This is a genomic window from Streptomyces sp. NPDC000345 (assembly GCF_042898825.1).
Classification (GTDB): Bacteria; Actinomycetota; Actinomycetes; order Streptomycetales; family Streptomycetaceae; genus Streptomyces.
The window spans coordinates 366,998-389,463 of sequence record NZ_JBIAZE010000006.1; the positions used below are offsets into that span (position 1 = coordinate 366,998).

23 protein-coding genes are annotated in these 22,466 nt (G+C 70.8%); 13 read left to right on the top strand and 10 right to left on the bottom strand.

What is annotated here, in order from left to right; all coding sequences use genetic code 11:
- Positions 1-2: 2 nt before the first annotated feature.
- Both rpsR and ACFY30_RS17505 read left to right on the top strand, forming a co-directional pair.
- A complete protein-coding gene (gene rpsR / locus ACFY30_RS17500; protein WP_390846046.1) occupies positions 3-236 on the top strand; it encodes a 30S ribosomal protein S18 in 234 nt (77 codons plus the stop codon).
- Between the two features lie 597 nt (positions 237-833).
- Positions 834-1,052, top strand: a complete 219-nt coding sequence (locus ACFY30_RS17505; RefSeq protein ID WP_052183895.1) for a DUF397 domain-containing protein — start codon at positions 834-836, stop codon at positions 1,050-1,052.
- A gap of 90 nt (positions 1,053-1,142) precedes the next feature.
- On the opposite strand, the gene ACFY30_RS17510 is transcribed toward ACFY30_RS17505, so the two are convergent.
- Entirely contained in the window at positions 1,143-1,622 is a 480-nt protein-coding gene (locus tag ACFY30_RS17510; RefSeq protein WP_390846047.1) for an ATP-binding protein, read from the bottom strand.
- Positions 1,623-1,996: 374 nt separating this feature from the next.
- On the opposite strand from ACFY30_RS17510, the gene ACFY30_RS17515 reads away from it, so the two are divergent.
- The 3 genes from ACFY30_RS17515 (at position 1,997) to ACFY30_RS17525 (ending at position 5,126) form a co-directional block, all read left to right on the top strand.
- Positions 1,997-2,821, top strand: coding sequence for a helix-turn-helix domain-containing protein (locus ACFY30_RS17515; protein ID WP_390659505.1), 825 nt, complete (start codon positions 1,997-1,999; stop codon positions 2,819-2,821).
- A gap of 174 nt (positions 2,822-2,995) precedes the next feature.
- Positions 2,996-4,456 carry an aldehyde dehydrogenase family protein gene (locus ACFY30_RS17520; protein ID WP_390846048.1) on the top strand — a complete coding sequence of 487 codons (1,461 nt, stop codon included), beginning with the start codon at positions 2,996-2,998 and terminating at the stop codon, positions 4,454-4,456.
- A gap of 28 nt (positions 4,457-4,484) precedes the next feature.
- Entirely contained in the window at positions 4,485-5,126 is a 642-nt protein-coding gene (locus ACFY30_RS17525; protein WP_390846049.1) for a PadR family transcriptional regulator, read from the top strand.
- 41 nt (positions 5,127-5,167) lie between these two features.
- Here ACFY30_RS17525 and ACFY30_RS17530 read toward each other — a convergent pair whose 3' ends face one another.
- Entirely contained in the window at positions 5,168-6,568 is a 1,401-nt protein-coding gene (locus ACFY30_RS17530) for a glutamate decarboxylase (protein WP_390846050.1), read from the bottom strand.
- Positions 6,569-6,849: 281 nt separating this feature from the next.
- On the opposite strand from ACFY30_RS17530, the gene ACFY30_RS17535 reads away from it, so the two are divergent.
- Positions 6,850-7,608 carry a MerR family transcriptional regulator gene (locus tag ACFY30_RS17535; RefSeq protein ID WP_390846051.1) on the top strand — a complete coding sequence of 253 codons (759 nt, stop codon included), beginning with the start codon at positions 6,850-6,852 and terminating at the stop codon, positions 7,606-7,608.
- A gap of 19 nt (positions 7,609-7,627) precedes the next feature.
- Here ACFY30_RS17535 and ACFY30_RS17540 read toward each other — a convergent pair whose 3' ends face one another.
- Complete coding sequence (locus ACFY30_RS17540) at positions 7,628-7,993, bottom strand: YbjQ family protein (RefSeq protein WP_390846052.1); 366 nt, start codon at positions 7,991-7,993, stop codon at positions 7,628-7,630.
- Between the two features lie 139 nt (positions 7,994-8,132).
- Between ACFY30_RS17540 and ACFY30_RS17545 the strand changes: the two genes are divergently transcribed.
- Positions 8,133-9,038 carry a DedA family protein gene (locus tag ACFY30_RS17545; RefSeq protein WP_390846053.1) on the top strand — a complete coding sequence of 302 codons (906 nt, stop codon included), beginning with the start codon at positions 8,133-8,135 and terminating at the stop codon, positions 9,036-9,038.
- A 27-nt stretch (positions 9,039-9,065) separates the two neighbouring features.
- Here ACFY30_RS17545 and ACFY30_RS17550 read toward each other — a convergent pair whose 3' ends face one another.
- Both ACFY30_RS17550 and ACFY30_RS17555 read right to left on the bottom strand, forming a co-directional pair.
- Positions 9,066-10,721, bottom strand: a complete 1,656-nt coding sequence (locus ACFY30_RS17550) for a threonine/serine exporter ThrE family protein (protein WP_390846054.1) — start codon at positions 10,719-10,721, stop codon at positions 9,066-9,068.
- Positions 10,722-10,827: 106 nt separating this feature from the next.
- Complete coding sequence (locus ACFY30_RS17555) at positions 10,828-11,319, bottom strand: inorganic diphosphatase (protein ID WP_003975424.1); 492 nt, start codon at positions 11,317-11,319, stop codon at positions 10,828-10,830.
- A 124-nt stretch (positions 11,320-11,443) separates the two neighbouring features.
- On the opposite strand from ACFY30_RS17555, the gene dacB reads away from it, so the two are divergent.
- The 6 genes from dacB to folE all read left to right on the top strand — a co-directional run bounded on the left by dacB (position 11,444) and on the right by folE (position 19,120).
- Positions 11,444-13,060 carry a D-alanyl-D-alanine carboxypeptidase/D-alanyl-D-alanine-endopeptidase gene (dacB, locus tag ACFY30_RS17560; protein ID WP_390846130.1) on the top strand — a complete coding sequence of 539 codons (1,617 nt, stop codon included), beginning with the start codon at positions 11,444-11,446 and terminating at the stop codon, positions 13,058-13,060.
- 135 nt (positions 13,061-13,195) lie between these two features.
- Positions 13,196-14,329, top strand: a complete 1,134-nt coding sequence (locus tag ACFY30_RS17565; RefSeq protein ID WP_390846055.1) for a zinc-dependent metalloprotease — start codon at positions 13,196-13,198, stop codon at positions 14,327-14,329.
- 192 nt (positions 14,330-14,521) lie between these two features.
- A complete protein-coding gene (gene tilS, locus ACFY30_RS17570) occupies positions 14,522-15,544 on the top strand; it encodes a tRNA lysidine(34) synthetase TilS (protein ID WP_390846056.1) in 1,023 nt (340 codons plus the stop codon).
- A 54-nt stretch (positions 15,545-15,598) separates the two neighbouring features.
- Positions 15,599-16,159, top strand: coding sequence for a hypoxanthine phosphoribosyltransferase (gene hpt, locus ACFY30_RS17575; protein ID WP_390846131.1), 561 nt, complete (start codon positions 15,599-15,601; stop codon positions 16,157-16,159).
- 185 nt (positions 16,160-16,344) lie between these two features.
- On the top strand, positions 16,345-18,384 hold the full coding sequence (gene ftsH, locus ACFY30_RS17580) for an ATP-dependent zinc metalloprotease FtsH (RefSeq protein WP_390846057.1): 2,040 nt from the start codon (positions 16,345-16,347) through the stop codon (positions 18,382-18,384).
- Between the two features lie 130 nt (positions 18,385-18,514).
- On the top strand, positions 18,515-19,120 hold the full coding sequence (gene folE, locus ACFY30_RS17585) for a GTP cyclohydrolase I FolE (protein ID WP_390659412.1): 606 nt from the start codon (positions 18,515-18,517) through the stop codon (positions 19,118-19,120).
- Positions 19,121-19,147: 27 nt separating this feature from the next.
- Here folE and ACFY30_RS17590 read toward each other — a convergent pair whose 3' ends face one another.
- The 5 genes from ACFY30_RS17590 to folP form a co-directional block, all read right to left on the bottom strand.
- Entirely contained in the window at positions 19,148-19,636 is a 489-nt protein-coding gene (locus tag ACFY30_RS17590; protein WP_390846058.1) for a DUF3180 domain-containing protein, read from the bottom strand.
- Between the two features lie 67 nt (positions 19,637-19,703).
- Entirely contained in the window at positions 19,704-20,315 is a 612-nt protein-coding gene (gene folK, locus ACFY30_RS17595) for a 2-amino-4-hydroxy-6-hydroxymethyldihydropteridine diphosphokinase (protein WP_390846059.1), read from the bottom strand.
- Positions 20,312-20,671: a dihydroneopterin aldolase gene (gene folB, locus ACFY30_RS17600; RefSeq protein WP_390659415.1), complete on the bottom strand. Its 360-nt coding sequence runs from the start codon at positions 20,669-20,671 to the stop codon at positions 20,312-20,314. The genes folK and folB overlap by 4 nt, the downstream gene beginning before the upstream one ends.
- Positions 20,672-20,911: 240 nt before the next feature.
- Entirely contained in the window at positions 20,912-21,421 is a 510-nt protein-coding gene (locus ACFY30_RS17605; protein ID WP_390846060.1) for a nuclear transport factor 2 family protein, read from the bottom strand.
- Positions 21,418-22,359 carry a dihydropteroate synthase gene (gene folP / locus ACFY30_RS17610; RefSeq protein ID WP_390846061.1) on the bottom strand — a complete coding sequence of 314 codons (942 nt, stop codon included), beginning with the start codon at positions 22,357-22,359 and terminating at the stop codon, positions 21,418-21,420. Before folP ends, ACFY30_RS17605 begins: the two co-directional genes overlap by 4 nt.
- Positions 22,360-22,466 lie beyond the last annotated feature (107 nt).

The window sequence follows — 22,466 nt, forward strand, 5'->3', positions numbered from 1 at the left end:
CGGTGCCCCGCAAGACCGACCGCAAGCCCGCCGCTTCCCGCCCCAACCCCCTCGACCGGGCGGGCGTCACCTACATCGACTACAAGGACACCGACCTGCTCCGTGAGTTCGTCTCCGACCGGGGCAAGATCCGCAGCCGCAGGGTCACCCGGGTCTCCGCCCAGCAGCAGCGCCTGCTGTCCCGGGCGATCAAGAACGCCCGCGAGACGGCCCTGCTGCCCTACGCCGGCCGCTGAGCCGGCGGACCGGCGGTCGTACGAGCGGACCCGGCCTCGGCGTCCAGCCGGACCGGACACCGTCCTTCCCGCACCGGGACGAACGGCCGATGCCGGCCGCCCGTCGCCGACCACCCCGATTCGCCCCCGCGTACGATCCCCACGGTCGTACACGGGGGCGACTCTTTGTCGTGCCCGGTCCGATTGGTCAGGACCTGTTCACGCATCCGAGGGCGGCAGTCACGGAACCCCCACGTCCGGAGTCACGTCCACCGGGGGGAGTGGACGGTGGGCTTCCGTCTTCCTGGACTGCCCTGAAACGGAGGTGAACGGCCTGTCGGTGAGGTGCCGACGGAACACGACGGCCATGCCGTGCGTCTGTTCCTAGTGCACGAGTAGTTCGATCCCGGACTACTTTCCGTCGGGTAAAGCGGGCGTCAAAGCTGTAACCGCACCACCACCCCTCGTGCACGTGCATCTGCTCATGCAACTGCACATGAACGGGGTTATGATCCGGAACAGTTGACCAACGGCACCAATGGCCACACGAGCCAGTGCACCACCAGGGAGCGACCTGTGGACCACCACGTTGACGGGGGGCACGACGTGTACAACGGCATGACGGCCACACAGCTGTACGGGGTTGCCTGGCAGAAGAGCCGGCACAGCAACTCGCAGGGATCCTGCGTGGAGTTCGCGCGACTGCCCGGCGGGGACGTGGCGGTGCGCAACTCGCGCTTCCCCGACGGTCCCGCGCTCGTCTACACCCGGGCGGAGATCGAGGCGATGCTGCTCGGCATCAAGGACGGCGAGTTCGACCACCTGATCGCGAGCTGACGAGGTCACCGGCTCCGCGTATCGGTTGTTTCGCGGCGAACAGTCTTACAACGCGCGTAGAACCGCGGCACCAAAGAGTGCCGCGGTTCGTCATTCGGCGGGTGTGTACAGCCGGAACAGCGCCCAGACGACCTTGCCGCCGAGGCTGCCCGAGAGCGGGTGCCAGCCCCAGCCGTCGGTGAAGGAGTCGACGAGGAACAGGCCGCGGCCCGACTCCGCCGAGAAGTCCTCCTCCTCGCGGGGCAGGGGGCTGTCACGACTGGGGTCGCGCACCGCGCACACCAGCCGCTCGGTCCATCGCATCAGATGCAGTCGCACCGCCGGATTCGGGTCCGCCGGGAGCACGGCGGTGTCGGACAGTCCGTGCCGCAGGGCGTTGGTCACCAATTCCGAGACGACCAGACACACGTCGTCGAGGCGATCGCCCACGTCCCACTGGCCGAGGGTTCTCCTGGTGAACTGCCGGGCCTCGCGCACCGCTTCGAGGCGGGCGGGCAGGGCGCAGGACGCGGCGTTGGACACGGCCGCGGGATCAAGCGGCGGAAGGCCCTGCCGTAACGGCTCGAGCATGGTCGATCCATTCGTCCCCATGCGAGGCACTCCCGGGATTCGCGGTCGTTGCGATGCAGCGGTGGCGCGGGACCATGGTTTCGGATGCGCACGGCGGATGCAAGGGCAGATGCACGTGCACGTGACCGAAATAGACCTGCCCGTACCGCTTCTTGGCCATTTTTTCCGCCATCTTCTCGCCGTTCAGGGCCCGTTCCCTTGCTTTCTCCTCACCCTTCCCTTGCGGCTTTCCATGCGTATCCTTTGGCTTCTTTCCATCTCTGTAATCGGACGAGTACTGCTCGGAGTGTTTTAGTGGCAGACTGCGAAACCTGTGGACGGTTGGGGAGGCTGGCAAGGTGAGCGCGGGAGAGCCCGGATCGGTGGTGCGGCGGATGCTGCTCGGCTCGCAACTACGGCGGCTGCGTGAGGCCCGCGGGATCACGCGGGAGGCGGCGGGCTACCACATCCGGGCGTCCGAGTCGAAGATCAGCCGGATGGAGCTGGGCCGGGTGAGCTTCAAGACCCGGGACGTGGAGGACCTGCTGACGCTGTACGGCATCACGGACGACACCGAGCGCCAGGCGCTGGTCGGACTCGCCCGCGAGGCCAACGTGGCGGGCTGGTGGCACAGTTACTCGGACGTGCTGCCCAACTGGTTCCCCACCTACGTCGGGCTGGAGGGCGCGGCCTCACTGATCCGCGTCTACGAGGTGCAGTTCGTGCACGGCCTGCTGCAGACCGAGGCGTACGCCCACGCGGTCGTCGCCCGCGGCATGAAGGGCGCCGGTGCGGCGGACATCGACCGGCGCGTGGCGCTGCGCCTGGAGCGGCAGAAGTACCTCGTCGACGAGAACGCCCCGGACTTCCACATCGTCCTCGACGAGGCCGCCCTGCGCCGGCCCTACGGCGACCGCGAGGTGATGCGCGGGCAGCTGCAGCACCTGATCGAGATCTCCGAGCGGCCCAACGTACGCCTGCAGATCATGCCGTTCAGCTTCGGCGGGCACTCCGGCGAGTCCGGCTCCTTCACCATCCTGAGCTTCCCGGACGCCGATCTGCAGGACGTCGTCTACCTGGAGCAGCTCACCAGCGCCCTCTACCTGGACAAGCGTGAGGACGTCGGCCAGTACGAACAGGCGCTGAAGGAGCTCCAGCAGGACAGCCCCGGGCCCGACGAGAGCCGGGACCTGCTGCGCGGGCTGCTTCAGCTGTCGTAGCGCCCTCCCGGCCGCACATGTGCTCTCCGGCGGGTCCTCAGGGACTCTTGCCCCTGGGGACGCCCCGGATCTCCCACAACTCCCTTGAAACACACGTACGATGACGTGTGATCAGATCGTGATGCATCGCACGTCTGTTTTGACTGCCACCGCAGCAGGGGATCGAGGGATCACATGTCGTCCTACTTCACGGACCTGGCCCAGCAGTACATCGACGGTAAGTGGCGTCCAGGGACGGGGTCCTGGGACATCATCGACTTCAACCCCTACGACGGCGAGAAGCTCGCGTCGATCACCATAGCCACGGTCGACGAGGTCGACGAGGCCTACCGCGCCGCCGCCCGCGCCCAGAAGGAGTGGGCCGCGACCAACGCCTACGCCCGCCGCTCGGTGTTCGAGAAGGTGCTGCGGCTGGTCGAGGAGCGCGAGGCCGAGATCAGCGAGCTCCTCGTCGCCGAGGCCGGCGGCACCCTCGGCAAGGCCGCCTTCGAGCTCCACCTCGCCAAGGAGTTCCTGCGCGAGTCGGTCCATCTGGCGCTGCGCCCCGAGGGCCGGATCGTCCCCTCGCCGATCGACGGCAAGGAGAACCGCGTCTACCGCGAGCCGGTCGGCGTGGTCGGGGTGATCAGCCCCTTCAACGTGCCCTTCCTGCTGTCGCTGAAGTCCGTGGCCCCCGCGCTGGCCCTCGGCAACGGCGTGGTGCTCAAGCCGCACCAGAACACCCCGATCGCCGGCGGCACGGTGATCGCCAAGCTCTTCGAGGACGCCGGGCTGCCCCCGGGCCTGCTGAACGTCGTCGTCACCGACATCGCCGAGATCGGTGACGCCTTCCTGGAGCACCCCGTCCCGCGCGTGATCTCCTTCACCGGCTCGGACAAGGTCGGCCGGCACGTCGCCACGGTCGCCGCCTCGCACTTCAAGCGGTCGATCATCGAACTCGGCGGCAACAGCGCCTTCGTGGTCCTCGACGACGCCGACATCGACTACGCGGTGGACGCGGCCGTCTTCAGCCGCTTCGTCCACCAGGGCCAGGTCTGCATGGCCGCCAACCGCATCCTGGTCGACCGCTCGGTCGCCGACGAGTTCACCGAGAAGTTCGTCGCCAAGGTGAAGACCCTGAAGGCCGGCGACCCGCGCGACCCGCAGACCCTCATCGGCCCGGTGATCAACTCCCAGCAGGCCGAGGCGGTGTCCGGCGCGGTCGAGCAGGCGATCTCCGAGGGCGCCACGGCCCTGGTCCACGGCACGACCACCGACAACCTCGTGGAGCCGTCCGTCCTCGCCGGGCTCCCCCTCGACTCCGCCCTGCTCCAGCAGGAGGTCTTCGGCCCGGTCGTCTTCATCAACACCTTCGACGGCGAGGAGGAGGCGGTCCGCATCGCCAACGACACGCCGTACGGCCTCAGCGGCGCCGTCCACACCGCCGACATCGAGCGGGGCGTCGCCTTCGCCAAGCAGATCGTCACCGGCATGATCCACGTCAACGACGCCACCGTCCACGACGAGCCGATCGTCCCCTTCGGCGGCGAGAAGAACTCCGGCGTCGGCCGCCTCAACGGGGAGACCACCCTGGAGGCCTTCACCACCACCAAGTGGATCTCGGTCCAGCACGGCCGCAGCGGCTTCCCGTTCTGAGGTCACCCGAAGGTCATAGCCTGGGCCCATGTCAGCGATCCGTCTGCTCGTGCTCGGCGCGGTGCGCCAGCACGGGCGGGCCCACGGCTACCAGGTCCGCGGCGACCTCGAGTACTGGGGTGCCCACGAGTGGTCCAACGCCAAGCCGGGGTCGATCTACCACGCCCTGAGGCAGCTGACGAAGCAGGGGCTGCTGCACGAGCACGAGACGGCCCCCTCCACCGCCGGGGGCCCGCCGCGCACCGAGTACGAGATCACCGAGGCGGGCACCGGGGAGTACTTCCGCCTGCTGCGCGAGGCGCTGACCTCCTACGACCAGAGGACGGACGTGAAGTCCGCGGCCATCGGCTTCATGGTCGACCTGCCCCGGGCCGAGGCCGTGACCCTGCTGAAGGAGCGGATCCGGCGCATCGAGGAGTGGCGCTCCACCGTCACCGGGCACTACGTCCCCGAGGGCGGCCCGGAACAGCTGGGCCACATCGGCGAGATCATGGACCTGTGGGTCCACACGGCCGACGCGGAGGCGGAGTGGACCCGGGGGCTGATCGGACGCGTCGAGGGCGGCGCGTACACCTTCGCGGGGGAGGGCGAGCCGTTCGTCGGCGTCCTGGCGGAGGGCGAGGCGAACCCGTACGCGACGGGGGAGCGGCATCCGGGGGACGACCGCTGAGACCGTCCCCGTGCGGCACCGGCGGGCCGGTCCGCCGGAGGCTAGTGGTGGAAGCTGGTCGCGGCCGACTTGCTCCGGCTCAGCGGCCCCTGCTGCTGCCGCAGCTCGGGCAGCAGCCGGGTGAGGTCCTCCATGAACAGGTCCGCGAGGTCCTCCGAGAAGCCGTTGCGGCACACCACCCTGAGGACGGAGAGGTCCTCCCGGTTCGGCGGGAAGGTGTACGCGGGCAGCAGCCAGCCGCTCTCCCGCATCCGCCGCGAGACGTCGAAGACGTCGTACGACGTCACGTCCGGTGCCGTCGTGAACGCGAAGACGGGCAGCTGGTCGCCCCGGGTGAGCAGCCGGAAGTCGCCGAGCGCCTCCACCCGGTCGGCGATGCCGCGGGCCACGTCCCGGGTGGTCTGCTGGACGGCCCGGTAGCCCTCGCGGCCCAGCCGCACCAGCGTGTAGTACTGGGCGACGACCTGGGCGCCGGGCCGGGAGAAGTTCAGCGCGAAGGTCGGCATGTCGCCGCCGAGGTAGTTGACCCTGAAGACCAGCTCCTCGGGCAGCGCCTCCTTGTCGCGCCACAGCGCCCAGCCGACCCCGGGGTAGACCAGGCCGTACTTGTGCCCGGAGGTGTTGATCGACGCCACGCGCGGGAGGCGGAAGTCCCACACCAGGTCCTCGTCGAGGAAGGGCGCGATCATCGCGCCGGAAGCGCCGTCGACGTGCACCGGGACGTCGAGGCCGGTGCGCTCCTGGAGGGCGTCCAGGGCGGCGCAGAGGTCCGCGATCGGCTCGTAGGACCCGTCGAAGGTGGAGCCGAGGATGCCGACGACCCCGATGGTGTTCTCGTCGCACAGGTCGGCGGCGGCCTGCGGGTCCAGGTGGTAGCGCTCGCCCTCCATGGGGACCAGGCGGGCCTCCACCTCCCAGAAGTTGCAGAACTTCTCCCAGCACACCTGGACGTTGACGCCCATGACCAGGTTCGGGCGCGCCCCCGCAGCCGGATTCCGCTTGCTCCAGCGGCGCTTGAGCGCCATCCCGGCCAGCATGCACGCCTCGCTGGAGCCGGTCGTCGAACAGCCGACGGCCGCGGACGGATCCGGCGCGTTCCACAGGTCGGCGAGCATCGCCACGCAGCGCCGCTCCAGCTCGGCGGTGCGCGGGTACTCGTCCTTGTCGATCATGTTCTTGTCGCGGCACTCCGCCATCAGCACCCCGGCCTGCGGCTCCATCCAGGTGGTGACGAAGGTGGCCAGGTTCAGCCGCGCGTTGCCGTCCAGCATCAGCTCGTCGTGCACCAGCTGATACGCCGTCGACGGTGACATCGGGGTGTCCGGCAGCCGGTGCTTGGGCGGTGCCTCGGTCATGCCGCCGACCGGATCGGCCTCGCCGTAGAAGGGATTCAGGGAGAGGGGGCGCTCGTCGGGCTTCTCGGGACCTGTGTGCAACGCCATGAGTGTGCCTCCTGCGGGATCGAACGAGTGTCGGCGGACCGGAGTTCCGGCCGGACGCGCCTGTCGGCCTCGGCGGCTGCCGTGCGGTGCCCTGTGCCACGGGCTCACCATAAACGGGCAAAACGGACACGACATCCGGAGGGGTGAGTGCCTGGCACAGGGCTCGCCGCGGGCCCGTGGCGGGGGGCTCGGTCCGGGCCCGGCGTACGGGCTTGCACCTCACGCGGCGTGAGGGCGCACCGTGGAAGGCGTACGGACCCTTACCGGAAGGAGCGGAGAAGGTGAGCTACTCCGTAGGACAGGTCGCCGCGTTCGCCGGGGTCACGGTGCGCACCCTGCACCACTACGACGAGATCGGCCTGCTCGTCCCCGGCGGCCGCAGCCACGCGGGCCACCGGCGCTACGAGGACGCCGACCTCGACCGGCTGCAGCAGATCCTGTTCTACCGCGAGCTCGGCTTCCCGCTCGACGAGGTCGCCGCCCTGCTCGACGACCCCGCGGCGGACCCGCGCGAGCACCTGCGCCGCCAGCACGAACTGCTGACCGCCCGGATCGAGAAGCTGCAGAAGATGGCCGCGGCCGTGGAACACGCCATGGAGGCACGCACGATGGGCATCGATCTCACGCCCGAGGAGAGGTTCGAGGTCTTCGGTGACAAGGACCCCGAGCAGTACGCGGAGGAGGCGGAGGCCCGCTGGGGCGCCACCGAGCAGTACGCCGAATCGCAGCGCCGCGCCGCCCGCTACACCAAGGACGACTGGAAACGCCTCCAGGCCGAGGCCGACGCCTGGGGCCGGCGGTACGCCGCCCTCGTGGCCGCCGGCGAGCCGCCGGCCGGGGAGGCGGCCATGGACCTGGCGGAGGAGCACCGGCAGCACATCAGCAGGTGGTTCTACGAGTGCCCCTACGGGATGCACCGCTGCCTGGGGGAGATGTACGTCTCCGACGAGCGCTTCAAGGCGTTCTACGACTCCATGCGGCCCGGCCTCGCCGAGCACCTCAGGGAGGCCATCCTGGCGAACGCGGACAGCCGGGACTGACGCGCGGTCCGGCCCGGGGTCACTCCCGGGCCAGGACCACCGCGGTGCCGTACGCGCACACCTCGGTGCCCACGTCCGCCGCCTCCGTCACGTCGAAGCGGAACATCAGTACGCCGTTCGCGCCACGCGCGCGTGCCTGCTCGACGAGCCGTTCCATGGCCTGGTTGCGGGTCTGCACCAGAGTCTTCGTCAGCCCCTTGAGCTCTCCGCCGATCATCGACTTCAGGCCCGCGCCGATCTGGCTGCCCAGGTGCCGTGAGCGCACGGTCAGCCCGAAGACCTCGCCGAGAACCTCCTGCACCCGGTATCCGGGAGCGTCGTTCGTGGTGACGACCAGTACGTCCGGCTGGGGCCCCTGGCCACCACCGAAATCATCGATGCCCATGTGCACAGCTTTGACCGAGGAGAGGCACAGTGCATCCTGGGGGAAGCCTTGGGAACCTGGTCCCGCGGCACCGCGTTGATAGCTTGGGGCGGTCTTCCTCGCCGCACCGACCGCCTTCACCCCTCAGGAGCCCGGAACCGTGACGACTCTTGCCCTCGGACCGAGCTGGCTGGACCCCAACTACCTGCTCGACACGTTCGGCATCTGGGGCCTGCTGCTCATCGTCTTCGCGGAGTCCGGCCTGCTCATCGGGTTCTTCCTGCCCGGTGACTCCCTGCTGTTCACCGCCGGCCTGCTGATCACCTCGAACCAGCTGGACTTCCCGCTGTGGGCCGCGGTCGCCCTGATCTGCGTCGCCGCGATCCTCGGCGACCAGGCGGGCTACATGTTCGGCAAGAAGGTGGGCCCGTCCCTCTTCAGCCGCCCGGACTCCCGCCTCTTCAAGCAGGAGAACGTCACCAAGGCCCACGAGTTCTTCGAGAAGTACGGCCCGAAGTCCCTGGTCCTGGCCCGCTTCGTGCCCATCGTGCGCACCTTCACGCCGATCGTCGCCGGCGTCAGCGGCATGCGGTACCGCTCGTTCCTGGTCTTCAACGTCATCGGCGGCGTCCTGTGGGGCGCGGGCGTGACCCTGCTCGGCTCCTGGCTCGGCAACATCGACTTCGTCAAGAAGAACATCGAGGCGATCCTCATCCTGATCGTCCTCGTCTCGGTGATCCCGATCGCCATCGAGTTCCTCAGGGCCCGCTCCCAGTCCAAGAAGAACCCCCGGCAGGCCGCCGCGGCCCCCGCGCAGCAGCAGCACCAGCAGCCGCAGCACCAGCAGTACCCGGTCATGGACGACGCCACCACCCAGCTGCGCCGCATCGACGACCAGCAGCCCCAGCAGAACGAGTACTACGCCCAGCCGCAGCCGCAGTCCTACGGCAACGACCACTACGGCGGTCAGCAGCAGTACCCCCCGCAGCAGTACCCCCAGCAGCAGTACCCCCAGCAGCAGTACCCCCAGCAGCAGTACCCGTACAACCAGAACCAGGGGTACTAGAGCGTCCCGCGGGGCGGCCGCCCGGCGTCAGAATCCCCGCGTCCGCTTGGCGGCACGCCGCTTCTCGGCGGAGCCGATCCGCAGGCCCAGCCGCGACACCTCGGACCCCAGGTTCACCCCGATGGCGATGGCCATCGCCAGTGCCGCGGCCTTGGTCAGCGAGTCGAGCCCCTGATCCACCTCGTTCTGAGCGATCGCCAGCAGCCCGAAGTACGTGGCCGAACCCGGCAGCAGGGGGCCGATCGCGGCGGTGGTGTACGGCAGCGCCGAGGCGAACCGGTACCGCGACAGCAACTGCCCGAACAGCCCCACCAGCCCCGCCGCGACGGCCGTGGAGGCCACGGGCGAGATCCCGCCTGCGTACTGCATGGCGCCGTACACCGACCAGGCCACGCCGCCGTTCAGGGTGACGGCCAGCACGGTGGACCGTTCCTGCTGCAGCAGCACGGCGAACGTCAGCGACAGCAGCATCGACGCGCCGATCTGCCACAGCGGCCGGTCGACGCTGCCCAGGGCCGCGTCGGGGTTGAGATGCGCGCCGAGCTGGACACCGACGTAGAGCATCACCAGCACGCCCACCACGATGCCCACGAAGAGGTACGTGACCTCCAGGAGCCGCGCGGCGGCGGTGATGTAGAAACCGGTGAGTCCGTCCTGGACGCCCGCCACCAGCGCCCGCCCGGGCAGCAGCGCGAACAGTCCACCGGTGATGACCGCGGACGCCTTCACGTCGACGTGCCCCAGCGTCAGCGCGATGCCCATCGCGGCCGACGGCATCGCGGCGACCAGGAACTGGTAGAACTCCGGCAGCCCGCGCCCCGCACACAGCCAGGCCAGCCGGTCACCGAGCATCGCCCCGAGCATGGCCGCCACGAACACCACCGCGTCACCGCCGACGAGGACCGAGGCGGCGCCCGCCAGCAGTCCGCTCGCCGAGGTCAGCACCCAGGTCGGGTAGGGGTGCCGGTTGCGGCGGATCTCCGCGAGCCGCCGGTAGGCCTCCTCCAGGGAGATGTGGGTCTCCGGGTCGCTCAGGTCGTCCACGAGCCGGAAGACGGCCGCCAGGCGGGTGTAGTCGGTGCCCCGGCGGCGTACCGTCCGGGACGCCGTCACCGGGTCCTCCACCAGCGACGGCTGGTAGGAGATCGACAGCAGCGTGAAGGTGACGTTCGGCTCGCAGCGGTCCAGCCCGTACGAGCGGCACACCGCGAACATCGCGGCCTCCACGTCCTCCGCGCCCTCACCGCCCGCCAGCAGCAGCTCGCCGATGCGCAGCGTCAGGTCGAGCACGCGGGGGACGGCCGGACCGCCCTCCTCCGCCTTGGGCCCCGGCTCCGGCGCGGGACGCTCGGCGACCGGCATCCGCAGCATCGTGCGCATCCGGTCCTGCCAGGGCACGTCCTTGGCCAGACTGACCACGGGTGTCCCGTCGACCGGAGTGAACGCGGCGGGCGCGCTGCGGGCGCTGTACGTACTCGGCGGACTGAACGCCGACCCCTCGGCCTCCGGAGCGGGCGCCACGTCCAGCCCCTTCGGCACGGCGAACTCCGACGTCGTCTCGGGCTCACCGCCCGCTCTGGGGACCGACAGCCCCCGCGGAACGGCGAACTCGGAGGTCACCTCGGGGTCGTAGGACCCCCTCGCCTCGTCCGACTGCGGCTTGCGGTCCTCCGCCTCCGTCACTGCGAAACGCTCCCTGAACGACGCCTTCCGTAGGCCTCAGTATGCGCACAGACACACGAAAGGGCCGCACGCGCGTGCGTGCGGCCCTTTCCGGGACTGCGGAAGGTCAGTGACCGCCCTGGTCCTTGAAGCGCTTGTACGACCGCTCGATCTCGGCCTCGGCCTCGGTACGGCCCACCCAGTCGGCGCCCTCGACGGACTTGCCGGGCTCCAGGTCCTTGTAGACCTCGAAGAAGTGCTGGATCTCCAGACGGTCGAACTCCGACACGTGGTGGATGTCGCGCAGGTGCTCCACGCGCGGGTCCGTCGACGGGACGCACAGCAGCTTGTCGTCGCCGCCGGCCTCGTCGGTCATGCGGAACATGCCGATCGCACGGCAGCGGATCAGGCAGCCGGGGAAGGTCGGCTCGTCCAGGATGACCAGCGCGTCCAGCGGGTCGCCGTCCTCGCCGAGGGTGTTCTCGACGAAGCCGTAGTCGGTCGGGTAGGCGGTCGAGGTGAAGAGTCGACGGTCCAGGCGGATCCGACCGGTCTCGTGGTCCACCTCGTACTTGTTCCGCGAACCCTTCGGGATCTCGATCGTGACGTCGAACTCCACCGGTGGCTCCTCCATGATCAGCACATAGTTCTGGTGGTTAAGTGTCCCTCACGCAGGTGTGTGATCGCGAAAGGGGCTGGTGGTCGTGCCAGAGCTGAGGCCTTGGCGAGCCGCGAGACCGCATGTGGTGCGGATCACGGACGCCGTACGACCGCGTCTGGCACGGGCCGCAGGAATCGTACGGCCCTCTCTCGCGCGTGCGGCGGCGGCCGCCGGGCCGCAGGTCGCACGGCTCAGGCAGGCGGCCGCGCCGCACCTCGAGCGGATCACGAAAGCCGGTCCGAACGTCAGGTCCTGGCAGTACACCGCGGGTGCGGCGACCGCCGGACTGGCGCTGGCCGCGGGCGTGGTGACGGCCGCCGGGCCCTGGGACTCCACCGGTCAGCGTACGGCCGAGCGCGACCGTGCCGCCGCCCTGGAACGCACGGGTGGCACAGATCACGGCCGTACGGACGATTCGTCCCGTACGTCCGACACGGCCGCCGGAGCGCCCCGGCCCGCCCCCAGCGCCGCCTCCGTCCTCGCCGGCCTCGGAGGCGCCGCCGGCACCGGCGGGTCCGCCCCGGACGCCCTGCCGACCAGCACCGGCGTCGCGGCCGTCCTGGACCGGCTGCTGGCCGATCCCGCCCTGGGCGCCCGCCACACCGCCGCGGTGGTCGACGTGGCCAGCGGCAAGCGCCTGTACGGCGCCGGGGCCGACGAGGCGCTGACCCCGGCCTCCACCACGAAGATCGCCACCGCCGCCGCCGCGCTCTCCGCGATGGGCGCCGACCACCGCCTCACCACCCGCGCCGCCCTGGAACCCGACACCAAGGAGCTCGTCCTCGTCGGCGGCGGCGACCCCACCCTCACCGCCCGCGCCGACGCCGACGGCTGGGCGAGCCTGCGCACCCTCGCCGCTTCGACGGCCGAGGCGCTCAAGAAGCGCGGCGTGACCGACGTGACCCTCTCGTACGACACCACCCTCTTCGCCGGCTCCGCGATTCACCCCATCGGGGTCAACCCCAACCTCGCCCCCGTCACCGCCCTGAGCGCCGACGAGGGCCGCACCGACGACTCCACGAGCGGCCCGGTGACCCGGGTGAGCGACCCGGCGGCCGACGCCACCCGGAAGTTCGCCGGGTTCCTGAAGGCCGACGGCATCACGACCACGGCCCCCGGCCCCTCGAAGGCGACCGCGCGCGCGGCGACGCTCGCCACGGTCTCCTCGCCCCCGCTGTCCGCGCTGATCGAACGCATGCTCACCAACAGCGACAACGACATCGCCGAGGCCCTCGCCCGCCAGACCGCCGTCGCGACCGGCGTCCGCGCCGACTTCGCCGGGGGCGGCAAGGCCGTCCGGGCCCAGCTGAAGAAGCTCGGACTGCCCCTGGCGGGCACCGTCTTCAAGGACGGCAGCGGGCTCGACCGGGAGGACCGCCTCACCGCGAACCTGCTGACCGCCCTGCTGGTCGAGGCGGGCGACCCGGACCGGCCCGGGCTGCGCCCCGTCCTCACCGGTCTGCCCGTCGCCGGCTTCACCGGCACCCTCAGCGCCCGTTACGCCGACGGCGCGGCCGGCGTCGTACGGGCCAAGACGGGCACCCTGACCGGCGTGAACACCCTCGCGGGCACGGTCGTCGACCAGGACGGCCGGCTGCTCGCCTTCGCCCTGCTGACCTCCGACACCACCGACCCGACGGCGGCCCAGACGGCACTGGACAGGACGGCCACGGCCCTGGCCGGGTGCGGTTGCCGGTGACCAGCCCCGCCGGGCCCGAAAGTCCTGGTCCGCCCCCGGTCCCGACCCCGACCCGTCCCTGACGCGCCCCTGAGTCCTCCCCGATCGACCCCTCGCGGCCTGCCCCAACCGGCGGCGACCACGTACGGTTGACACATGACGAGCATCGGTGGTGCTGCATCTGCTGGGATGGTCGACTGGAATCTCGCGGTGGCGACCGCGACCCGGCTCGTGCGGCCGGGCCCCGAGGTGAGCCGTGACGAGGCCCGGACCGTCGTCGCGGAACTGCGCCGGCACGCGAAGGCCTCGGAGGGGCACGTCCGCGGCTTCACCCGGATGGGCACCGACGACATCCACGACACGCCGATCCTCGTCGTCGACCGCCCCGGCTGGGTCCGGGCGAACGTCGCCGGGTTCCGGGAGATCCTCAAACCCCTCCTCGACAAGATGCAGGAGCGCCGCGGCAACAGCGCCGGCGGGGCGGTCCTCGGCGCGGTCGGCGGCAAGGTCACCGGCGTCGAACTGGGCATGCTGCTGTCGTTCCTGGCCTCCCGCGTCCTCGGCCAGTACGAGACCTTCGCCCCGGCCACCCGCGAGCTCCCCGCCGGCGGCAAGAACGGCGGCCGGCTGCTGCTCGTCGCCCCCAACATCGTCCACGTCGAACGCGAACTCGACGTCGACCCGCACGACTTCCGCCTGTGGGTCTGCCTGCACGAGGAGACGCACCGCACCCAGTTCTCGTCGGTGCCCTGGCTGCGCGACCACCTGGAGGGCGAAATCCAGTCGTTCCTGGGGGAGACCGACGTCGACCCCATGACCTTCCTGGAGCGGATCAGGGAAGCCGCCCAGTCCCTCGCCGGCGGCCGCCCCGAGGGCGAGGAGGACGACGGCGGCCACTCCCTCGTCGAACTCGTGCAGACCCCCGCGCAGCGGGAGATCCTCGGCCGGCTCACCGCCGTGATGTCCCTCCTGGAGGGCCACGCCGACTTCGTCATGGACGGCGTCGGCCCGGACGTCGTGCCGACCGTCTCCGAGATCCGCGAGAAGTTCCAGCAGCGCCGCGCCAAGGGCGCCTCACGGCTGGACGTCGCCCTGCGCAAACTGCTCGGCCTGGACGCCAAGCTCCGGCAGTACAAGGAGGGCGAGCGCTTCGTGCGGTCCGTCGTCGACCAGGTCGGCATGGACGGCTTCAACCGCGTGTGGACCTCCCCGAACACCCTCCCGACCAAGGCCGAGATCGCCGCACCGGCGGACTGGGTCGCCCGGGTGCACCGCAAGGCCGAGTCGTGACCCCTTGCGGAACCTCGTGCACCAATTCCGGCCTACGGCAGACGAACGCCCCTTCAATCACCCGTCCGAGGGACCGTGCGCCCGCGGCAGGCGTGCGATGCTCGGTGAACGCCCCGGTTCTGTCACCATCTACACACTCTGAGTGACCGGCCTCGGGTTCACCCCCCGAAAACATCATGAAGGGAACCGGACATGGGTCCCCATCCTGCGGTCGCGGCGATACGCCTGGCGGTCCGCCGCGTCCTGCACGACATCCTCAATGATCACCAGGCCCCCGACCCGGGGCCGCACGAGCGCCCGCCCGCGCCGCTCGTCCTCGTGGCGTGCTCCGGCGGCGCCGACTCCATGGCGCTCGCCTCCGCCCTCGCCTTCGAGGCCCCCCGGCTCGGCGTCCGCGCCGGCGCGGTCACCGTCGACCACGGCCTGCAGCCCGGCTCCGACCTGCGCGCCCGGGAAGTCGTCCTGCGTCTGCGCGAACTCGGCCTCGACCCCGTCGAGTCCACCGCGGTGACCGTCGGCCGCGAGGGAGGCCCCGAGGCCGCCGCCCGCGACGCCCGCTACGCCGCCCTCGACGCCGCCGCCCAAGACCACGGCGCCGCCGCGGTCCTCCTCGGCCACACCCGCGACGACCAGGCCGAGACCGTTCTGCTCGGCCTCGCCCGCGGCTCCGGCATCCGCTCCCTGTCCGGAATGGCCGCGGTCTCGGGGGCCGGCGGCCGTTACCGCCGCCCCTTCCTCGAACTCGACCGGCAGACGGCCCGCAAGGCCTGCATGGTCCAGTCGCTGCCCGTCTGGGACGACCCCCACAACGCGGACCCGGCGTACACCCGCTCCCGGCTGCGCCACGAAGGCCTGCCCGCCCTGGAGAAGGCCCTCGGCAAGGGCGTCGTCGAGGCACTCGCCCGGACGGCCCAGCTCTCCCGCGACGACGCCGACGCCCTCGACGCCTGGGCCCGCCGAGCCGAGGCCTCCGTACGGGACGCCGCGGGCCTCCTGGAGTGCGCCAAGCTCTACGCCCTGCCGCCCGCCGTCCGCCGCCGCATCCTGCGCCGCGCCGCCATCGAGGCGGGCGCCCCGGCCGGTTCCCTCTTCGCCCGGCACATCGAGGAGGTCGACCGGCTGATCACCGGCTGGCGCGGCCAGGGGGCCATCAATCTGCCCGGCAAAGTCGTCGCCCAGCGGCAGGGTGGCAGACTGGTGATTCGGCAAGGCTGAATCCCGACCCTCCGCACGGAGGTTCCGGGCCGGCCGGTGGGACGACCGAAAGTGATGCGGGTGGACGCGAAAGACATGGGTGCCGACCTCAAGCAGGTACTCATCACCAAGGAAGAGATCGACGCGAAGCTGGCCGACCTGGCCGCGAAGATCGACGCGGAGTACGCGGGCAAGGACCTGCTGATCGTCGGTGTCCTCAAGGGCGCGGTGATGGTCATGGCCGACCTCGCCCGGGCGCTGTCCACCCCCGTCACCATGGACTGGATGGCCGTGTCGTCGTACGGCGCGGGCACCCAGTCCTCCGGTGTCGTGCGGATCCTCAAGGACCTCGACACCGACATCAAGGGCAAGCACGTCCTGATCGTCGAGGACATCATCGACTCCGGCCTGACCCTGTCCTGGCTGATCTCGAACCTCGGCTCCCGCGAGCCCGCCTCGCTCAAGGTGTGCACGCTGCTGCGCAAGCCCGATGCCGCCAAGGTCGCCATCGACGTCGAGTGGGTCGGCTTCGACATCCCCAACGAGTTCGTCGTGGGCTACGGCCTCGACTACGCCGAGAAGTACCGCAACCTCCCGTTCGTCGGTACGCTCGCGCCCCACGTCTACGGCGGCTGAGCCCCGAGGGGACCAAGCCCGCAGGACGATCGGGAACCCCGGCGGCCCTCGCGCCGTTGGAGCATGCAGACGGGTGTGCCAGCCGGACTGTGCGGCTTCGCGTGACAAAGCTGGGGTACCGTCAGAAGAACTGTCTTATCAAACTCACTATGGCAGGAGGGACGGGGCGACACCGCTCCGTATGGATGGACGTGAAGCGATACTTCCGTGGGCCGGTCATGTGGATCGTGCTGGCCGTCCTTGCCGTGGTCGTGTTGATGCAGGTCGTCGGCTCGTCCGGCGGCTACAAGACGGTGGACACCGGCCAGGTCGTGGCAGCGATCAACGACAACAAGGTCGAGTCGGCCAAGCTCACCACCGGTGACGAGCAGACCATCAAGGTCACGCTCAAGGACGGCGTGAAGGTCAAGGGCAGCTCGAAGATCCAGGCGAGCTACATCGGCGACCAGGGCGTGACCATCGCCAACACGCTGCAGACCAAGTACCAGGACAAGCAGATTCCGGACGGCTACACGGTCTCTCCGACGAAGCAGAACGCCTTCGTCGGGATCCTGTTGTCCCTGCTCCCCTTCGTCCTCATCGTGGTCGTGTTCCTGTTCCTGATGAACCAGATGCAGGGCGGCGGCTCCCGCGTCATGAACTTCGGCAAGTCCAAGGCGAAGCTCATCACCAAGGACACCCCGAAGACGACGTTCTCGGACGTCGCCGGTTCGGACGAGGCCGTCGAGGAACTCCACGAGATCAAGGAGTTCCTGCAGGAGCCGGCGAAGTTCCAGGCCGTCGGCGCCAAGATCCCCAAGGGTGTGCTCCTGTACGGGCCTCCCGGCACCGGCAAGACCCTGCTCGCGCGCGCCGTCGCCGGCGAGGCGGGCGTCCCCTTCTACTCGATCTCCGGTTCCGACTTCGTCGAGATGTTCGTCGGTGTCGGTGCCTCCCGCGTCCGTGACCTGTTCGAGCAGGCCAAGGCGAACGCCCCGGCGATCGTCTTCGTCGACGAGATCGACGCGGTCGGCCGCCACCGCGGCGCCGGCCTCGGCGGTGGTCACGACGAGCGCGAGCAGACCCTGAACCAGCTGCTCGTCGAGATGGACGGCTTCGACGTCAAGGGCGGCGTGATCCTCATCGCCGCGACGAACCGGCCCGACATCCTCGACCCGGCGCTGCTGCGCCCCGGCCGCTTCGACCGCCAGATCGCGGTCGACCGCCCGGACATGCAGGGCCGCCTGGAGATCCTCAAGGTCCACCAGAAGGGCAAGCCGGTCGCGCCCGACGTCGACCTGGCCGCCGTCGCCCGCCGCACCCCCGGCTTCACGGGCGCCGATCTGTCGAACGTGCTGAACGAGGCCGCGCTGCTGACGGCCCGCTCGGACAAGAAGCTGATCGACAACCAGATGCTGGACGAGGCGATCGACCGCGTGGTCGCGGGCCCGCAGAAGCGGACCCGGATCATGTCGGACAAGGAGAAGAAGATCACCGCGTACCACGAGGGCGGACACGCCCTGGTCGCGGCGGCCTCCCCGAACTCCGACCCGGTCCACAAGATCACGATCCTCTCGCGAGGCCGTGCCCTGGGCTACACGATGGTCCTCCCGGACGAGGACAAGTACTCGACCACGCGCAACGAGATGCTGGACCAGCTGGCCTACATGCTGGGCGGCCGCGCGGCCGAGGAGCTCGTCTTCCACGACCCGACCACGGGCGCGGCGAACGACATCGAGAAGGCCACCGCCACCGCCCGCGCGATGGTGACCCAGTACGGCATGACCGAGCGTCTGGGCGCGATCAAGTTCGGCGGCGACAACACCGAGCCGTTCCTCGGCCGTGAGATGGCTCACCAGCGCGACTACTCGGAAGAGGTCGCCGCGCTGGTGGACGAGGAAGTCAAGAAGCTCATCGAGAACGCGCACAACGAGGCCTGGGAGATCCTGGTCGAGAACCGCGACGTGCTCGACAACCTGGTCCTCCAGCTGCTGGAGCGGGAGACGCTGGGCAAGGAGGAGATCGCCGAGATCTTCGCCCCCATCGTCAAGCGTCCCCCGCGGCCGGCCTGGACCGGCTCCTCCCGCCGCACGCCCTCGACCCGTCCGCCGGTGCTCTCCCCCAAGGAGCTCGCACTGACGAACGGCGCCAACGGCGCGACCCCGGCGATCTCCACGGCCAAGTCCACGGCGGCGGAGACCGCCCCGGTGGCCGAGCCGGCCCCGGAGGACCGTCCCGAGAGCTGATCGGGCTCCCAGGCCCCTCACCAGGCCCGGAATGGATGCCGCGCCCCCCAGGTTCTAGCCTGGAGGGCGCGGCATTCGCGTATGACCGATTTTCTACGCTCTTGTAGGACACCTAGGAACGAGGCAGCACATGACCGACCCCGTGACGCTGGACGGCGAGGGTTCCATCGGCGAGTTCGACGAGAAGCGCGCCGAGAACGCCGTGCGGGAACTGCTGATCGCGGTCGGTGAGGACCCGGACCGCGAGGGGCTCAAGGAGACCCCGGCGCGGGTGGCGCGGGCCTACCGGGAGCTCCTGGCGGGCCATACACAGGTTCCCGAGGATGTGCTGACGACGACGTTCGATCTCGGCCACGACGAGATGGTCCTGGTGAAGGACATCGAGATCGTGTCTCTCTGCGAGCACCACATGCTGCCGTTCCACGGCGTGGCGCATGTCGGCTACATCCCGGCCGACACCGGCAAGATCACGGGACTGTCGAAGCTGGCGCGGCTGGTCGAGGTGTTCGCCCGCCGTCTGCAGGTGCAGGAACGACTCACCACGCAGATCGCCGACTCCCTCATGCGGATCCTGGAGGCCCGCGGCGTGATCGTCGTCATCGAGGCCGAGCACATGTGCATGTCGGTGCGCGGGATCCGGAAGCCGGGCGCCAAGACGACCACGTCGGCGGTGCGGGGCCAGCTCCGGGACGCCACGACGCGCGCCGAGGCGATGAGCCTGATACTGGCGCGCTGACGCTTGGGCGCGTTGAGGCCCGTCGGCCTAGGCCGCCGGTGCCGCCCCGGTGTGGTTGTGGTCGTCGTCCTCCGGGAGCTTGCAGACGCGCTCGAGGAAGAGGGCCGCCGCTATGACCGCGATGCCCGCCAGGACAGAGAAGCCGGCGTAGATGGCCTGATCGCGGCGGGCGGGGATGTCGAGGGACTCCAGAAGGAAGACGCCCGTGCCGCCGTACATGCCGGAGACGAGGGCGGCGACCAGGGCGCTGGCCTGGCCGAAGACGACCGCGCGGGCCGCCATGAGGGGGTCGACGCCCTTGGCCTCGGGGCGGCGCTCGCGCTGGGCCTTGAGCCGGGCGCGCAGGGAGAGCGCCGTGGCCATGAGGACCACGGCGATCAGGGCGAGGACGATGGGGGCGGCCAGCGGGACGCTGGGCAGGGTCCCGATCGAGTTCCAGAGGCGGGCGCCCGCCCAGGACAGGACGCCGGCCACGACGAACACGCCGGCCAGCACCCTGATGCGCAGCTCTCTCACGGTGTCCCTTCAGCTCCCCCGGGGTCCGCGGGTCCTCCCGCGGACGGTGTCGTCCTGACCTTAACGACTACGCGGGCAGGTGGAGTTCCAGGTCCTTGCGGGGGACGACGCCCTCGCGCGTGATCGTGTCGAGGAGGTCGGCGACCGCGCCGCGGCCGGGGAGCCGGGCCTCGGGGTCCACGTCGTGCCAGGGGGCGAGGACGAAGGCCCGCTCGTGGGCGCGCGGGTGCGGGAGGGTGAGGTGCGGGTCGTCGTCGACGACGTCGGCGTAGGCCACGATGTCGACGTCCAGGGTGCGCGCGCCCCAGCGCTCGTCCCGGACGCGGTGGAAGGCCTCCTCGACCGCGTGGGCCCGCTCCAGGAGCGAGGACGGCGGCAGGGTCGTCTTGAGGACGACGACGGCGTTGAAGTACGCGGGCTGGGAGCCCGGCTCGACGCCCCACGGCTCCGTCTCGTACACGGGGGAGACGGCCTTGACGCGGACGCCCGGGGTGTCCTCCAGGGCGTCGATGGCCCCCTGGAGGGTCTCCAGGCGGTTGCCGAGGTTGGAGCCGAGCGAGAGCACGGCGCGTCGGGGGTTGTGCAGGGTGGTGTCGGCGGCGTCCACCTGCTGCACCACGGAGGCGGGCACCGGCTGAACGGTCGGGTCGCTGTGGCCCTCGGTGAAGGACGCGGTCATACTCGGCTCCGGGTGATGGTGACGGTCACGTCGTCGAAGGGGACGGTGATCGGCGCGTTCGGCTTGTGGACGACGACCTCGACCTCCTGTACCCGCTCGTGTTTCAGGCAGGCCTGGGCGATGCGCTCGGCGAGCGTCTCGACGAGGTCGACCGGCTCGCCCTCGACGACGGCCACGACCTCCTCGGCCACGATGCCGTAGTGCACGGTCTTCGCCAGGTCGTCGTCGGCGGCGGCGGGCCGGGTGTCCAGGCCCAGGACCAGGTCCACGACGAAGGTCTGGCCCTGCGCGCGTTCCTCGGGGAACACCCCGTGGTACCCGCGGGCCTTCAGGCCGCGCAGCGCGACACGATCCACGCGAATCACTCCTGCAATCGTCGGTTGCGGCCGGTGCGTACCGGGTGCGGGCGGCACGCCGGCCTCGAACGAATCTACCTGCGAGCACCGTCAGGCCCGGGCGGCGGCCGCGGTGGCGCCGGCCCGATCCGGACTTTTCACCCGGCGTTTCCCCTGGGGAATCCGGTGGCTCACGGGTTGGTAGCCGCCCCTACCCGCGGGTTCGTGATTCCAACCACTTCTTGGTCCAGGAGGGGGTGTCTAGGGGGTGTCGTCGTCCTCGGCGGTCTCGGCCTCGTCGTTCTCGGCCAGTACCGGGGAGGCGTGGTGCGACCAGAGCTTCCAGCCGTCGGGGGTGCGGCGGAACACGTTCGTGGCGACCACCAGCTGGCCCACGAGCGGTCCGAGCTCCTCCCCGGCCCGGGGGGCGGGGCCGCCGCTGAGGATGTTCTCCGTGCAGGTCACCAGGGCGGTGTCACCGGTGACCGAGACGTGCACGTCGGTGAGGAAGAACTGGATGTAGTCCGTGTTCGCCATGATCAGCGCGTAGGAGCGCAGCACCTCGCCGCGTCCGGTGAGCACCGGCCAGCCGGGGTGGACGCAGGAGACCACGCCGGTGTCGGCCGGGTCGTGGTACTCCTCGTCGACGCCCAGGTCGGCGGGGGTGAGCCAGAGCGAGGACACCCCTTCGAAGTCGCCCTGCTCCAGTGCCTCGTAGAAGGCGGTGTTCGCGGCCTCGACCTGCTCGACGTCGGTGTGGGGGGCGCTCACCGGGCTCCTTCTGCGCCGTGCGGGCCGTGTGCGCCGGAGTCTTCGGAGCCGGTGTGCGCGCGGGGCGCGACGCTTTCCGCGCGCGCTCCTTCCACGGCGCGCGCGACCCGAACCGCGTCCGCCGTCGCGCGCACCTCGTGCACGCGCACCGCCCACGCGCCGGCGTGGGCCGCGAGCGCGGACACGGCGGCCGTGGCGGCGTCCCGCTCGCGTGCGGGCGGGGGCGCGCCCTCGGGTCCGGCCAGGACCCGGCCGAGGAACCGCTTGCGGGACGCGGCGACGAGCAGCGGGTGCCCCAGGGCGCGCAGCCGGTCGAGGTGGGCGAGCAGGGTGAGGTCGTGGTCCGCGTCCTTGGAGAAGCCGAGGCCGGGGTCGACGACGATCCGGTCGGGGGAGACGCCGCCGGCCAGGACGGCCTCCACGCGCGCGTGCAGTTCGTCGACGACCTCGGTGACGACGTCGTCGTAGACGCCCTTGATCGTGCCGCCCTCCAGGAAGCCGCGCCAGTGCATGACGACGAAGGGGGCGCCGGCGTCCGCGACGGCGGAGATCATCGCCGGGTCGGCGAGGCCGCCGCTGACGTCGTTGACGAGGGCGGCGCCGGCGGCGAGGGCGCGGGCCGCGACGCGGGCGCGCATCGTGTCGACGGAGACGACGACGCCCTCGGAGGCGAGGCCGCGGACGACGGGGATGACGCGGCGCAGTTCCTCGGTCTCGTCGACGCGGGTGGCGCCGGGCCGGGTGGACTCGCCGCCGACGTCGACGAGGTCGGCGCCCTCGGCGACGAGCTGGAGGCCGTGCTTGACGGCGGCCGTCGTGTCGAACCAGCGGCCGCCGTCGGAGAAGGAGTCGGGCGTCACGTTGACGACTCCCATGACCGCGCAGCGGTCCCATTCCGGAAGGCCGGCGACGCGCCCGCGTCCGCTCTGCTTGCTCATACGTTCAGCGTAGGCCCCGCGGGGGGCCGGGACGCCGGGCGGCCCGGGCGCAGGCCCCAGGGCTGGGAGGGGGCGGGGCCCGCGCCCGGGCCGGTCCGGGAGCGCCG

What these genes read in the sequence shown, in the direction of transcription:
- ACFY30_RS17530 (WP_390846050.1), bottom strand. Translation starts at nt 6,568, where the DNA reads ATGGCGTTGCACACAGGTCCCGAGAAGCCCGACGAGCGCCCCCTCTCC.
- tilS (WP_390846056.1), top strand. Translation starts at nt 14,522, where the DNA reads ATGGGTCCCCATCCTGCGGTCGCGGCGATACGCCTGGCGGTCCGCCGC.
- ACFY30_RS17515 (WP_390659505.1), top strand. Translation starts at nt 1,997, where the DNA reads ATGCTGCTCGGCTCGCAACTACGGCGGCTGCGTGAGGCCCGCGGGATC.
- ACFY30_RS17505 (WP_052183895.1), top strand. Translation starts at nt 834, where the DNA reads ATGACGGCCACACAGCTGTACGGGGTTGCCTGGCAGAAGAGCCGGCAC.
- folP (WP_390846061.1), bottom strand. Translation starts at nt 22,359, where the DNA reads ATGAGCAAGCAGAGCGGACGCGGGCGCGTCGCCGGCCTTCCGGAATGG.
- ACFY30_RS17510 (WP_390846047.1), bottom strand. Translation starts at nt 1,622, where the DNA reads ATGCTCGAGCCGTTACGGCAGGGCCTTCCGCCGCTTGATCCCGCGGCC.
- hpt (WP_390846131.1), top strand. Translation starts at nt 15,599, where the DNA reads ATGCGGGTGGACGCGAAAGACATGGGTGCCGACCTCAAGCAGGTACTC.
- ACFY30_RS17540 (WP_390846052.1), bottom strand. Translation starts at nt 7,993, where the DNA reads ATGGGCATCGATGATTTCGGTGGTGGCCAGGGGCCCCAGCCGGACGTA.
- ACFY30_RS17525 (WP_390846049.1), top strand. Translation starts at nt 4,485, where the DNA reads ATGTCAGCGATCCGTCTGCTCGTGCTCGGCGCGGTGCGCCAGCACGGG.
- ACFY30_RS17520 (WP_390846048.1), top strand. Translation starts at nt 2,996, where the DNA reads ATGTCGTCCTACTTCACGGACCTGGCCCAGCAGTACATCGACGGTAAG.
- folE (WP_390659412.1), top strand. Translation starts at nt 18,515, where the DNA reads ATGACCGACCCCGTGACGCTGGACGGCGAGGGTTCCATCGGCGAGTTC.
- folK (WP_390846059.1), bottom strand. Translation starts at nt 20,315, where the DNA reads ATGACCGCGTCCTTCACCGAGGGCCACAGCGACCCGACCGTTCAGCCG.
- ACFY30_RS17565 (WP_390846055.1), top strand. Translation starts at nt 13,196, where the DNA reads ATGACGAGCATCGGTGGTGCTGCATCTGCTGGGATGGTCGACTGGAAT.
- ftsH (WP_390846057.1), top strand. Translation starts at nt 16,345, where the DNA reads ATGGACGTGAAGCGATACTTCCGTGGGCCGGTCATGTGGATCGTGCTG.